The organism is Saccharopolyspora oryzae, from assembly GCF_027853915.1.
GTDB classification, from domain to species: Bacteria; Actinomycetota; Actinomycetes; order Mycobacteriales; family Pseudonocardiaceae; genus Saccharopolyspora; species Saccharopolyspora oryzae.
On sequence record NZ_JAQGLA010000043.1, the window covers coordinates 1 to 13,223 of the forward strand.

The following is a 13,223-nucleotide window of genomic DNA, read 5'->3' on the forward strand; positions in this document are numbered from 1 at the left end:
CTGGCGAGGACGGCCCAGCCGCCGTGTATTGGCATACATAAGGGTGGGCACCCGGAGTCCAGGCGGGCGCTGAGGTTCCGCTACCGGCACCGCCACGCAGGACGAGGATGGAAAAACCTCATTGAATTTGCGTCTCCCGGTCGGGTGGGGCTGCCGTCAGGTGGTCGAGGGCTCGGTCTCGTTCGCCGCGGTGTTGGTCTGCTGCTTGGCGTAGGACTTGAGGTCGAAGGCCGGGTCGGCTGCTTGTTCCGGGGTGAGGGGGAGGCCCTTCGCCAGGAGGCGGCGCGCGGCTACGTGGTCGGCGGGTTGGTTAGCGGACTCGACCGCTGCCAGGCTGCCGTCGCGGAAGCGGAAGATCGAGCACCTCCCGGCATCGGTGTCTCCGCGGAGGATGTTCTCGTCGCCGGGCAGTCCGAGTCCGGCGATCTGCAGCCGCAGATCTCCCTGGTTGCTCCAGAACCACGGAACGTCCTGGTAGGGCGCAGGCCCGTCGAGGATCACGCGGGCGACGTGCCGGGCCTGGTCGGTGGCGTTCTGCACGGATTCCAGCCGGCTGCGCGCCCCGAGGTGGTGGCTGGGGAAGTTGGCGCAGTCGCCGATCGCGTAGATGCGCTCGTCGTCGGTTCGCAGCGAGGCGTCGACGACCACGCCGTCGTCCACGGAGAGCCCCGCCTGCTCGGCGAGTTCCACGCGCGGCGTGACACCGACGCCCACCAGGACGAGGTCGGCCGGATACCGCCTGCCCAGCGAGCTGACCACCGCTGCGACCCGGCCGTCGCAGCCCTGGAACGACTCGACGCCTTCGCCGACCCGCAGATCGATGCCCGCTCGCCGGTGCGCGTCGGCCACGAAGTCCGACAGCGGCGCGGACAGCACTCGTCGCATCGGTCGTTCCGCCGATTCCAGCACCGTCACGTCGACACCGCGTTTGCGGGCCGCTGCGGCGAATTCGAGCCCGATGAACCCCGCACCGACCACCACCGCGGAGCGGGCTTGGTCGAGGTCCGCGCGGACGGCGCGCGCCTCGGCCAGCGTGCGCAGGTGGTGGACGCCGTCGAGGTCGCCGCCCGGAACCCGCAGCGTCCGGTTGGCCGACCCGGTGGCCAGCACCAGGTGGGAGTACGGCAGGACAGCGCCGCTGTCGAGGACCACCTCGCGCCGCGCCCGATCGATCGCCGTGGCGCGCGATCCGATCCGCACGTCGACGTCGATCCCGGTGAAGTGGTCGGCGGCGCGGATGGGCAGCGGTGCGGGTTCACCGCCGGGACGCAGGTAGTCCTTCGACAGGGGCGGGCGCTGGTACGGCGGGTCCTCCTCCTCGCCCACGACGGTGATGGCAGCGGTGCACCCCGCAGCACGCAGTGAATCGGCGACTTGGAGCCCACCCAAGCCGGCACCGACGATGACGACGCGATCCGGTGCGGTCAACGGTCACACCTGCCCGGCGGGGACGTCGACGTCGATCTGCTCCGCGTCCACGCCGAGCGCGATCTGGCAGCCCAGCCGACTGCGCTGCTCATCGCGGGGCGCAGCAGTGCATTCGAGCATCTCCTCCTCGTCCTCGCCGATCTCCGGCAGGCCGTCGAGGAACGGCTCGCGGACGTACACGTGGCAGGTCGCGCACATGGCCTGCCCGCCGCATTCCCCGACGATGCCGCGCACGCCGTTGCTCACCGCAGCCCGCATGATGCTGGTTCCGGACTCCGCCTCCACGGCGTCCACGGTCCCGTCCTGGTGGTGGAAGTTCACCTTTGCCATGGGAAGTTCTCCTCGCTAGTCCTGCCCTGGGTTCGACAAACGGCTCATCACCACAGCACCGGGAGCTGGAGCACGCCGCGGAACACCCACCCGCCCGCTCGCGCCGGTGCGTCCGGGTCCAGGCGCAGGTTCGGCAGCGCGTCGAACAGGCGCGGCATGGCGACACCCACGACGGAGGCGCGGGCGACCCAGGCACCGGCGCAGAAGTGGTTCCCGCCGCCGAAGGCGAGGTGCGGTTGCTTGGGGCGGTTGATGTCGTAGCGCTCCGGGTCGTCGAAGACCTTCGGATCCCGGTTGGCGGCGCCCACGACCACGCCGAGTCGGGCGCCCTTCGGCACCAGCACGCCTTCGAGAACGGTGTCCCGGGTGGATTCCCGGGGGTACATGCCGATGGGAGCGACCCAGCGGATGGACTCCTCGAACGCGGTGGACCACAGCGACGGTTCGGCCAGCACCTGCGCGAGCTGGTCCGGGTTGGACAGCAACGCCCACACCGTCGTGCCCAGCGCGTCCCGCGGCTCGTTGAGCCCGCCGCCGATGGTCATCTTCAGGTTGGCGCGGATCGCTTCCAGGGGGATCGGCAGGTGGGCCAGCCCGGACAGCAGGCTGTGATCGGGATTGTCCCGCAGGTGCGGCAGCATCTCGTCGATCGCGGCGTCGACCTCGCGCGACGACCGTTCGGCCTCGGCCCACACGTCGGGGTCGTCGGCGTAGTTCCCGGTCCCGTCGATCAGCGTTTGCGACCAGCGCTGGAGATCTTCCTGCGTCGCGTTGTGGAAACCCATGATGATCCGCAGGTTCTCGGCGGCGTAGGGCGCGGCGAACTCGGCGATGAGATCGGCGCCGGGACCGGCCTCTTCCAGGCGCTCCAAGTACGTCGCGCAGTTCTGCTCGAAGACCGCGTTCCAGTGCCGCTTGATCGTGTTCGGCCGGAGCACTCCGCCGTAGGACTTGCGGTCGACGTCGTGCGCGGGGTCGTCCTTGCGGAGCATGCTGTGCCCCATCGCCCGCTTCATGAGCGAGCCGGATTCGTCCGCGGAGAAGCGCTCCTGGTCCTGCTCGATGGTGTGGCAGGCGGCGTAGTCGGTCACCATGTACCGGTTCACCGCGGGAACCCAGTGCACCGGTGCTTCGGCGCGCATCCGCTGGTAGAGGGGGAAGGGATCGGCGTGCAGCTCCGGGATGGTGACCCAGTCCGCGACCGGGACCGGGCGGGCCTGCGTCGAATCGACCGTCGGCGTCATCGTTGACTGCCTCCACTTCGTCGAGGATCGCCTGCGAGCCTCGCATCGCGGATCAGCGCATGTAAACTTCAAAGTTGTTCGATATATCCACTACTGAGTAGTGTTTCCGGACTGGCCTGTGCAGATCGGTCCGGGAGGCGGCGGTGGCCAACTACACGCTTCGGCAGCTGGCGTACTTCGTCGCTGTCGCGGAAACAGGTTCGATCTCGGGAGCAGCGGGCGGGTTGCACGTCTCGCCCACGGCAGTCGCATCAGCGCTCACCGAACTGGAGAAGGTCTTCGGCACCCAACTCGTGGTGCGCCGCAAAGCCCACGGGGTGTCGTTGACGCCGTCCGGGAGCTACCTGCACTCCCGCGCCGCGGACCTGCTGCGCCAGGCCGACGACCTGGAGCTCAACGTCGCCAGCGGGGGAGCGGAGCTCAACGGTCCCCTGGTGATCGGCTGCTACTCCACCGTCGCGCCGACCGTGGTGCCGCCGCTGCTGGAGTGGTTCGCCGACAACCATCCGAAGGTGCAGGTGCGGGTGCTGGAAGGCAGCCAGGTGGAGCTGCCGAACCGGCTGCTCGCCGGTGAGCTGGAGCTGGCGGTGGTGTACGACCTGAACCTCCCGACGGGCCTGAACTCCGTGGTGCTCTACGAAGCCCCGGCCTACGTCCTCCTGCCCGCCGACCACCGCCTGGCGAACCGGCCGGCGGTGTCGCTGCGGGAATTGGCGGACGAACCGATGATCCTGCTCGACGTGCCGCCGGCGGCGCAGCACACCATGGCCCTCTTCGACCGCGCCGGCGTGGAGCCGAACGTCGCCCTGCGGGCGTCGGACTTCGAGCTGACCCGTTCGCTGGTCGCGCGCGGGATGGGGTACGCGATCCTGATCCAGCGGCCCGTCGTCGGCCAGTCCTACGAGGGATTGCCCGTGGTGGTCAAGGAGATCCGGCCGGCAGTGCGGCCGATCCGGGTGAAGGCGGTCTGGCCGGAGACCGTTCGGCTGACCGATCGGGGCCGGGCGCTGCTCGACTTCGCGCGCGACGCGGGCTTCGGGAACGCGCAACGGGGCAGGATTCCGGGCGAGACCTCGGTCGTCGTGCGGAGCTAGCGCGGGGAACGCGCTCGACGACACCGGCGCGGTGGAGGTCCACAGCGCCGGTGTCGCGGGGGAGCCGTCAGGCGCGGGGGCCGCCCGCGTTCGACGGGGTGCCCGGGGCGTGGAACGGGCCGGTGATCGCGAAGACGTGACCCGGCGACTGGATGTTGGCGAACAGCATCCGGCCGTCCTCGGTGAAGGTCGGGCCGGTGAACTCCTTGTCGACGCTCACCTCGTTGCGCGCCATCGGGTAGCTGTCGCCCTCCTTGGTGATGCCGACGAGGTGCTGGATGCCCTCGCCGTCCTCGGCGAGGATCAGACCGCCGTTCGGGTCGACGACGATGTTGTCGGGACCGTCGAAGTTCGCGTCCTCACCGGGGTTCGGGTTCACCTTGAAGATGGTCTTCAGGGTGACGGTTTCGGTGGCCGGGTCGTAGAACCACACCTGGCCGTCGTGCTCGTTGGCGCTGCCGTCGCTCGCCCGGGCGTAGCTGGCGACGAAGTAGTGGCCGCCGTCGCCGAAGTAGGCGCCCTCGAGCTTGTGGCTGGAGGTGACCTCACCCGCGCCGAACTGCTTGCGGATCGAGACCTCGGTGGCGAGCCGGTCCGGGATCCCGACCCACTTCACGCCGTAGCGGGTGCCCGGCTGGGTGGCCTCCGACAGGTCGGCGATCCGCTTGGTGCCCAGGTAGCAGACCATCACCTCCAGGGTGCCGGCGGTGTCACCGCCCTCGGAGAGCGCCAGCTCCCGCAGCGCACCCTTGCCTCCGGTGAAGCCGGCCGGCGGGGTCCACCGGTAGTAGAGGCCGTTCGGGTTGCCCGCGTCCTCGGTGAGGTAGATGCGGTTGTCGGCCGGGTCGAGGCTGATCGCCTCGTGCGAGAAGCGGCCGAGGAACTTCAGCGGCACCGGGTTCAGGTTGGCCTCGCGGTCGAAGGCGTCGACCTCGAAGCACCAGCCGTGGTCGTGCTGGAAGGCGCCACCGGCGCGCTGCTCGGTCTCCTCGCAGGTGATCCAGGTGTCCCACGGGGTGCGGCCACCGGCGCAGTTGTTGTGGGTGCCTGCCAGGCTGACGTACTCGTTGACCCGGTTGCCCTCGGCGTCCACGACGATGTTGGTGGTGCCACCGCCTGCGCCTGGGTCGAAGGTCAGGCCGTCCACTGTGGGCACCCGGTACGGTTCGCTGCCGCCGACCTCGTGGTTGTTGACGAGCACGAGCTGCCCATCGCCCTCGAAGATGGCGGTGCCGTCGGGGTCGGACGGGGTCGGCTCACCGGACTCCAGCTTGGTGACGCCGGTCTCGGCCACGATCTTGTACGAGAACCCCTCCGGCAGCGACAGGATGCCGGCCGGGTCCGGGACCAGGGGCCCGTAGCCGGCGACCCGCCGGGTCATCGCCGAAGCGGCGGGCGAGGCGATCGCCTCCACGCTGCCGGCGACCACGATGCTGAACACGCCTGCGGCGCCGGCGCGGAGGACGTCGCGGCGGGACATCGGTGCGGTCAAGACAGTCTCCCTCGGTAGTGCTGATTTCCTGCCGCGGGGCCCGCTGCCGGGAACGCCGGGCAGCGGGCCCCGGTGACTGGATCGACTTGCGTCAGCCGTCGGTGTCCCGGGCGGGGATCGCCGCACCCGGTACGTCGGCCGGGGCGTAGAACGTGTTCTCACCCGGGAACGGCTTCTGCCACCCGGTCGCCTCGTACCAGCCGAGGTGGTTCAGCTGCGCGGGGTTGAACGCGTCGACCTTGTCGGCCGTCCCGTTCGCCTGCTGCTGGGCCTTCCAGTCGGCCCACTGCGCCGCGAGTTGCTGCTTGTCGGCGGGCACCGAGGTGGTCGTCATCGCCGGCTGGGCCGGAACGTCCGCGCCGCACTCGGGCATCGTCTTCAGCCCGTCGGTCAGCGGCACCTGGTTGGGCACCGCGTTGTACGGCGTGAAGTCGGCGTGCGGGGTGAACGCCTGGCTCATCGGCGAAGCCGCGGTGTCCTTCTGGTTCATCGGCTGGATGCCGAGGATCTGCTCCACGGTGCGGAGCATGGTGATCTGGCTGCCGTAGTGGTTGTCCACCACGCCGTGGTTGGCCCACGGGCTGATGATCTGGACCGGCGCGCGGTGGCCGTCGACGTGGTCGGCGGCGGCCTGCGAGTCGTCCTCGACCACGAAGATGGCGGTCTCGGCCCAGTACTTGCTGTGCGAGATCGTGTCCACCAGCTTGCCGAGCGCGAGGTCGTTGTCGGCGACCTGGGCGGGACCGTTGGTCGCACCACCGGTGTGGTCGTTGGACAGCCACATCATGTTGAGGTTGGCCGGACCGTTCTTCTCGAAGTCCTGCTTCCAGACCTCGTACTTGTAGACGTCCGGGACGTTCAGGTCGAACTGCGGGAAGCCCGGCACCGACACCTCGTTCAGCGACGGGATCGCCGAACCGGTCTTGATCGGGTAGGCGCTGGGCTGCCCGGTCGCGGCCATGTTCTTCGCGTCGCACCAGTACGTCTGCCAGGTCGCCCCGGCGGGCTTCTGCTCGAAGTTCAGGAACTCGCCGAAGTTCTTGACGGACTTGCCCGCGTTCTTCGCGCCGGTCCAGATGAAGCCCGACCGCTGGTGTCCCAGCACGTCGTTCTCGGTGTCGTAGCTGCGGATGTACTCGCCCGCGGTCGACTCGGTGTACTCCGGGTTGTCCGCCTGCGTCACGAAGTTGTGGCCTTCGGCGGAGTTGGTGCCGGTGTCGTAGATGTTGTCGTACAGGCCGAACTGGCCGGCCAGCGCGTGGTTGTTCGGCGTGACCCGCTGACCGTAGGAGGCCAGCGACGGGTCGCCGTTGCCCTGCGGCATGTCGCCGAACATCTGGTCGTAGGTGCGGTTCTCCTTGACGACCCAGTACACGTACTTGATCGTCGAGGGGTCGCCGAGCCGGACCGGAACCGGCACCGGCGGCACCGAGCCGGTGCCGGTGGTCTTGGCCAGCGAGTTGCCGCGCCAGCCGTTCTGGGTGAACACCTTGCCGGTCTCGCCCTTGATCACGTCATCGCTGGGCAGCGCGAAGTGCGTCAGGCTCGACGTGGTGTCGTGCGTGCGGTGCTGGTTGGTGGTCGACCGACGGGCGTCGATGCCGCGAGTGTTCGACACGACGATCTCGCCGCCGACCTGGGCGATCTCCGACGGGGCGTAGTCGGTCGGCAGCAGGCCCACGAAGCCGGCCGGCTCCACCGGGTTGGCGTACTTGTACACCGCGACCGCGTTGGCCCGGCCCAGGGTCACCAGCAGGTGGCCGTCGTCGGTCAGCGTCGTCGCGGTCGGCCCGTACCCGACCGAGGCGTCGGCCCACGGCTGCGTCGCGATGGTCTGGGCGACCTTGCCGCTGGCCATGTCGATGACCGACACGGTGTCCGAGAAGGTGTTGGTGACGAACAGCGCGCCGTTCTTCGCGTACAGCGAGGTCGGGTGCAAGCCCACGTCGATGCTGGCCGGCGCGGCGGCCGGGTCGGCGACGTCGATGACGCTGACAGTGCCGGTGGTGGCGGAACCGGTGTCGCCGTTGGCCGGCACCTGGGTGCCGTAGGAGTTCATCGTCGTCTCGCCCGGCTGCGCCGGACGACCGCCCTCGTTGCTCACGTACAGCTTGCCGCCGGCGAGGAGCACGTCCCGCGGGGCGGTGCCCACGGTCCAGCTCCGCGTGATCGCCCCGGTCGCGACGTCGATCGCGACCACCCGGTTCTGGCCGTTGACCGCCGAGTACACCGTCGAGCCGTCGGGCGAGAACACCGCCTCGCCGACCAGCGCGCGCTTGCCGTCGACCGCGGCGACGGGCACGAACGCCGGGTTCGCCAGCGTTCCGTCGGGGTTCACGGTGAACTTGCGGTACCCGTCGGCCTGGCCCAGCCACAGCGACTTGCCGTCGGGGGAGTACGTCGGGCCTTCCTGCCCGATGTCGTTGCCCGGGATCCGGAGGTTCGCGGCTGCGTTGTTGCCGATCAGCTGCTGGACCTTGTAGCTCTTGAGGTCCACGATGGACAGTGCCATGCCGCCGTCGGTGATGGACGCCGCCATGTGCGTGCCGTCGGGGCTGATCGCCGAGGACATGATCTTGCCGTTGTTGATGACCATGCGCTCGCCGTAGGGGGCGAGGTACTGGTCGGAGGAGATGACCAGGCCGTTGTCGGTGGTCTGGCCCACCTGGTCGGTCCCGAACAGCTCGGTCTGGGCGAATCCGATGCCGGTGCCGGTGATGGCGACGACTACCGCCGATGCGCCTGCTGCGGCGAGGCGCACCGGACGGCCACCTCGCCAGGGGAACCGGGAACCGGTGCCCTCGGAGCGCCGACGATGACGCGTTACGTGCATTGCGTGGTTATCCCTTCGGGAGGGTGGGCAGCAGTTCGACGTTGCCGTCGAACTGCCAGAGCGGGTTCGGCGCGTCCCCGATCGGGGTGCGCACCAGGAAGTAGCCGTTCACTTCCTTCGGCCCGTCGCCGTCGGCGACGAACCGCCCGTCGGTGGCGACGTCGAGCTGGTAGATGGCCGATCCGGTGGCCTCGACGCCGGGGAGGTGCCAGGAGACGACGCAGCGCCAGTCGTTGCCCGGGCCTTCGGGGGCGATCTGGCCGCCGCCCTTGGTGCACGCCGCCGTGGTCATCAGCTGCGCTTCGGTGACGTCGGGCCGGTTGAGCTGGCGCGTTTGCAGCCGGTAGAGGTGGGCGAAGGCGGTGGCCACCGAGTTCTGCACCTTCTCCTGCTCGATCCCGGAGCCGGTGGCCCCGGTCGCCGGGGTCACGACCGCGGCGGTCGCGGCGAGAACGCCGACCAGCGGCAGCAATCCGAGCGCGATCGCCCGCCGCCCGCCGCCGTCGTGGGTGAGATCGGTGAAGTCCCGCCGCAGGAACAGCACGTAGGCCAGGGCAGTCGCGGCCACCGCCCACACCAAGCTGACGACGACGCCGATCACCAGCGGCTCGAGCTGCGGGGGAGAGGTGAACAGCCCGTTCCAGGAGATGAAGGCGTAGGTGGGCAGCGCGAGGCGGACCGCGACGGGAACCGGCATCATCTGCACGAACTGCATGGCGAAGGCGACGACGATCGGCATCAGCAGACCCATCGGCGACCGTCCCAACGCGACGGAACCGAGCAGCCCGATCGCCGCGAGCGCGAGGGTCGGCGCGAGCACGCAGGCCCAGGCGAGCAGCACCTTCCCCGCGGCGTCGCCCGGTGCGAGCACGTGCCCGTCGAGCCCGACGAGTTCCTGGCCACCGACCGCCACGATCCCGCCGACCACGCTGGAAACGGCCAGACCGGTCACCATGACCAGCAGGACGGTGAGGCTGGCGAGCGCCTTCGCGGCGAAGATCCGCCACGGCGAGCGGACCGCCACCAGCAGGTGGCGCCAGGTGCCGAGCCGGTCCTCGGAGGCGAACACATCACCGGCGACCAGCGACGCCAGCAGCGGAAGCGCGTACAGCCCCGAAAAGCCCAGCAGCACCAGCGATCCGGCCCACCCGGTGGCGTTCATCCATCGGCCGAAGAGCATGTCGACGGGCAGCGTGGTCTGCTGGCTCACCGCGATGATGAACAGCGCGGGGGCGATCCAGCAGGCCAGGACCAGCAGCCGCACCCGCCACTGCGAAACCAGTTTGACCAGCTCGAAGCGGTATGCGCGCGCCGTCGAAACCGGACTGGCGGCGGGAGCGGGGGCATCGGTGAGGGTTGCGGTCATCGGCTGGACTCCTGCCGCTCGGTCAGTGCGAGGAATGCCGCTTCCAGCGGCGAGACCACGGGCGCGAGCTCGCGCACCGCGACGCCTGCCTGGACGAGCCGCGCCACCAGGTCGTCGAGGGCGGGCACCTGCGCGTTCACCACGAGGACCTCGGAGTCCTGCCCGTCGACGATGCGGATCCCCGCGGCATCGGCGGCCAGGCGGCGGGCGGCCTCGGGGTCGGAAGTGCGGATCTTGTAGTCGAGTTCCCGGTCCTCGGCGGCGAGTTTGCCCAACGGCCCGGAGAACACGACCCGCCCGGTGGCGACGATGGTGACCTCGGAGCACAGCGCTTCGAGATCGTCCATCCGGTGGCTGGAGAGCACGACGGAGGTCCCGTCGTCCGCGAGCCGGGTGAGAACGCTGTGCACGTGCTGCTTTCCGGCCGGGTCGAGTCCGTTGGACGGCTCGTCGAGCACCAGCAGGCGCGGCTTGGTGAGCAGGGCGGCAGCGAGCCCGAGGCGCTGGCGCATGCCGAGGGAGAAACCCCGGACGCGGTCGTCGGCGACATCGGTGAGCCCGACCTGGTCGAGCACGTCGTCGATTCCCGCCGTCCGCGCGTCACGGCCGCGGAGCGCGGCCAGGGCGGCGAGGTTCTTCCTCGCGGTCAGCGAGGGGTAGAGGCCGGGGCCGTCGACGAAACCAGCGACCTCGGCGGGAGCGGCGAGCGCCCTTCCGGCCGGTGTGCCGAGGACGTCGAGAGTGCCGCTGTCGGCGACGGACAGGCCCAGCAGCAGGCCCAGCAAGGTCGTCTTGCCGGCGCCGTTCGGCCCGACCAACCCGTGGATCTGCCCCTGCACCACATCCACGTCGATGCCGTCGAGGGCGACGACGTCCCCGAAGCACTTGGTGATCCCGCGAGCCCGCACCGCCAGGGGTGTTTCCATGCGTCGCCTCCTTAAGCAACGCTGAGAAACTTAGGCCTGGGAACAAACGGGAACGAGGACAACTGGCTGAACGTTCAGGAAACGGAGGGCGGCAAGGGGCCGCGAGACCGGCGTCATGACGGCGGTGAGCATGCGCGCGCCCCCGGACGGTGAACGTTCCGAGGGCGCGGAGGCTCCGCTGGTCCGGAGCGCGTGAAGTCCTGACTAGGCGGAATCCGGCCTGGAGGTGACGTACTCGGTCATCGTGCGGAGCTTGTGGTCGCGGGAGACGCGCTCGATCTCCTGCTGGGATGCGTCAGCGCGGATGAGCGCGATGATCCGGTCGTGCTCGTCCACAGAGGACATCGTCCGGCTGGGGACGAAGGTGAAGCTGGAGCGCCGGATGCCCGACATCCGCTGCCACTCCCGGTGCAGGAGGTCGAGCAGGTGCTGGTTCGGGCAGTTCTCGCACAGCACCCAGTGGAAGCGGTGGTTGAGCTCGGTGAACCGCACCGGATCCAGGGTTCCCTCGCACATCTCCCGCATCTCCGCGTTGAAGGACGCCGCGTCCTCCAGCTGCTTCGGCGTCACGTGCGGGGCGGCGAGGCTGGTGGCCGCGCCCTCGAGGTAGGCGAGCGTTTGCATGGCGTTCGCGTAGTCGGAGGTGTTGATGCCGGCGACCTGCGCCCCCACGTTGCGGGTGAACGTCACCAGGCCTTCGGCCTCGAGCCGCCGCACCGCCTCGCGCACCGGCACGGGACTCGTGCCGAAGTCGCGGGCGATCTGGTCGAGGACCAACCGGTATCCGCTGGCGTAGCGCCCGGACAGGATGCGGGCGTGGAGCTCCTGGTAGACCTTCTCCGACTTCGACAGCGCCTGCTGCTGCGCACCGGCTGTACTGGGCATCTCCCTCGTTCCGTCCTCGGGTGGCGACACCCGCGATCGTATACGGCGGGGGTGGTCCGGCTGCCCGGACCGCCCCCGCCGCGAGCGGTCATCGGTGGGTCGCCGCAGCGAGTTCGCGAGCTCCCGGGATGTCGAGCGCTTCCGGGCCGAGGGGTTTGCCGGTGCGGTCCTTGATGGTGAACGTCGCGGCCAGCCCGATCGCGGTGAGCGCGAACAGGTAGCCCGACACGGCCATGGCGCTGCCGAACGCGGCCTGCAGCCAGGTCGCGATCATCGGGGCGAAGGCGCCGCCCAGGACCGCGCCGAAGGCGTAGGACAGCCCGGCGCCGGAGTAGCGGACCTGGGCGGGGAACATCTCGGCCAGCATGGCCGCCTGCGGCCCGTAGGTGAAGCCGATGCCGATGCTGAAGACCAGCATCGCCACCGCGATCAGCAGCACGTTCTCGGTGTCGATCAGCCAGAACATGGGGAAGACCCACACCAGCAGGGTGACGAAACCGATCTTGTACACCGCGGTGCGCCCGATCCGGTCCGACAGGATCGCGGCCGACATGGTGGTGACGACCCAAGCCGCGCTGGTGAGGGTGACCAGGTTGAGGATCGTGGAGCGGTCCATCCCCAGCACCATCGTGGTGTAGGAGAGCACGTAACCGCCGGTCACCATGTAGCCGGCCGCGTTGTTCGCGGCGAAGGTGAGGGTGCCCTGGAGCACCTGCCGCCCGTTGAAGCGGAACATCTGCACGAGCGGCAGCCGGACCCGCGGCTGCGCATCGCCGGCTTCGGTGAACACCGGCGACTCGGCGACGCCCAGCCGGATCACGGTGCCCACCGCGATGAGCACGACGGACAGCAGGAACGGAACCCGCCACCCCCAGTCGAGGAACTGCTGCTCGGTCGTCGTCACGGTGATGATGCTGAGCACGGCGGTGGCGATCAGCATGCCGACCGGCACCCCGATCTGCGGGAATCCGCCGAACCGCCCGCGCCGGTGCGCCGGGGCGTGCTCGACGGCCATGAGCGCGGCCCCGCCCCACTCGCCGCCCGCGGAGAACCCCTGCAGGACGCGCAGCACGATGAGCAGGACCGGCGCCCAGATCCCGATCGACGCGTAGCTGGGCACCAGGCCGATCAGGGTGGTGGACACGCCCATCAGCATGAGAGTCAGGACCAGCATGGCCTTCCGGCCGAGCTTGTCCCCGAAGTGCCCCGCGACCACCGCGCCGAGCGGGCGGAAGATGAAGCTCACGCCCACGGTGGCGAACGCCATCAGCCGCCCGGCCAGCTCGCCGTACGAAGCGACGAACGGTTCGAAGAACAGGGGAGTCAGCACCAGGGCGGCGGCGTTGGCGTAGATGAAGAAGTCGTACCACTCGATGGTGGTGCCGACCAGCGTGCCCAGCGCGACCCGGCGGTGCTCCCGCCGAGTTCTCCCACCGGTCGGGTCCTGTTCGGGCATGACAGCTCCTTTGCTGTGTCCGGCGCGGTGCTGCACGACCTGTCCGCCGCCCCCATCAACTACGAAATCAAATATGATCTGGGATCTTGATGCTCCCGACCTGCTGTTGTCAATGGTCGGTCTGCCAGCGGGCGTCCTGAACCGGTTCCTCGGCGAAATAAGGAAACGT

10 protein-coding genes are annotated in these 13,223 nt (G+C 69.6%); 1 reads left to right on the top strand and 9 read right to left on the bottom strand.

All coding sequences use genetic code 11. The features are described 5' to 3' along the window. Nucleotides 1–156 precede the first annotated feature (156 nt). From OU415_RS23010 to OU415_RS23020, 3 genes are read right to left on the bottom strand one after another with little or no spacing between them, the layout of a single operon-like run. The gene (locus OU415_RS23010; RefSeq protein WP_270951141.1) at nucleotides 157–1,428 is read right to left on the bottom strand and encodes an NAD(P)/FAD-dependent oxidoreductase; all 1,272 of its coding nucleotides are present in this window, start codon (nucleotides 1,426–1,428) and stop codon (nucleotides 157–159) included. A 3-nt stretch (nucleotides 1,429–1,431) separates the two neighbouring features. Continuing rightward, the gene (locus tag OU415_RS23015) at nucleotides 1,432–1,758 is read right to left on the bottom strand and encodes a 2Fe-2S iron-sulfur cluster-binding protein (protein WP_270951143.1); all 327 of its coding nucleotides are present in this window, start codon (nucleotides 1,756–1,758) and stop codon (nucleotides 1,432–1,434) included. Nucleotides 1,759–1,805: 47 nt separating this feature from the next. Next, on the bottom strand, nucleotides 1,806–3,002 hold the full coding sequence (locus OU415_RS23020; RefSeq protein ID WP_270951145.1) for a cytochrome P450: 1,197 nt from the start codon (nucleotides 3,000–3,002) through the stop codon (nucleotides 1,806–1,808). Nucleotides 3,003–3,145: 143 nt separating this feature from the next. Between OU415_RS23020 and OU415_RS23025 the strand changes: the two genes are divergently transcribed. Further along, nucleotides 3,146–4,096, top strand: a complete 951-nt coding sequence (locus OU415_RS23025; protein WP_270951147.1) for a LysR family transcriptional regulator — start codon at nucleotides 3,146–3,148, stop codon at nucleotides 4,094–4,096. Between the two features lie 67 nt (nucleotides 4,097–4,163). Here OU415_RS23025 and OU415_RS23030 read toward each other — a convergent pair whose 3' ends face one another. The 6 genes from OU415_RS23030 to OU415_RS23055 form a co-directional block, all read right to left on the bottom strand. After that, the gene (locus tag OU415_RS23030) at nucleotides 4,164–5,588 is read right to left on the bottom strand and encodes an alkaline phosphatase PhoX (RefSeq protein ID WP_270951149.1); all 1,425 of its coding nucleotides are present in this window, start codon (nucleotides 5,586–5,588) and stop codon (nucleotides 4,164–4,166) included. A gap of 91 nt (nucleotides 5,589–5,679) precedes the next feature. After that, the gene (locus OU415_RS23035; RefSeq protein WP_456300265.1) at nucleotides 5,680–8,349 is read right to left on the bottom strand and encodes a phosphoesterase; all 2,670 of its coding nucleotides are present in this window, start codon (nucleotides 8,347–8,349) and stop codon (nucleotides 5,680–5,682) included. A 79-nt stretch (nucleotides 8,350–8,428) separates the two neighbouring features. Further along, entirely contained in the window at nucleotides 8,429–9,787 is a 1,359-nt protein-coding gene (locus OU415_RS23040; RefSeq protein WP_270951152.1) for an ABC transporter permease, read from the bottom strand. Then, entirely contained in the window at nucleotides 9,784–10,713 is a 930-nt protein-coding gene (locus OU415_RS23045; RefSeq protein WP_270951153.1) for an ABC transporter ATP-binding protein, read from the bottom strand. Before OU415_RS23045 ends, OU415_RS23040 begins: the two co-directional genes overlap by 4 nt. A gap of 204 nt (nucleotides 10,714–10,917) precedes the next feature. Beyond that, nucleotides 10,918–11,598, bottom strand: a complete 681-nt coding sequence (locus OU415_RS23050; protein ID WP_270951155.1) for a GntR family transcriptional regulator — start codon at nucleotides 11,596–11,598, stop codon at nucleotides 10,918–10,920. An 88-nt stretch (nucleotides 11,599–11,686) separates the two neighbouring features. Next, entirely contained in the window at nucleotides 11,687–13,054 is a 1,368-nt protein-coding gene (locus tag OU415_RS23055; protein WP_270951156.1) for an MFS transporter, read from the bottom strand. Nucleotides 13,055–13,223: the final 169 nt, after the last annotated feature.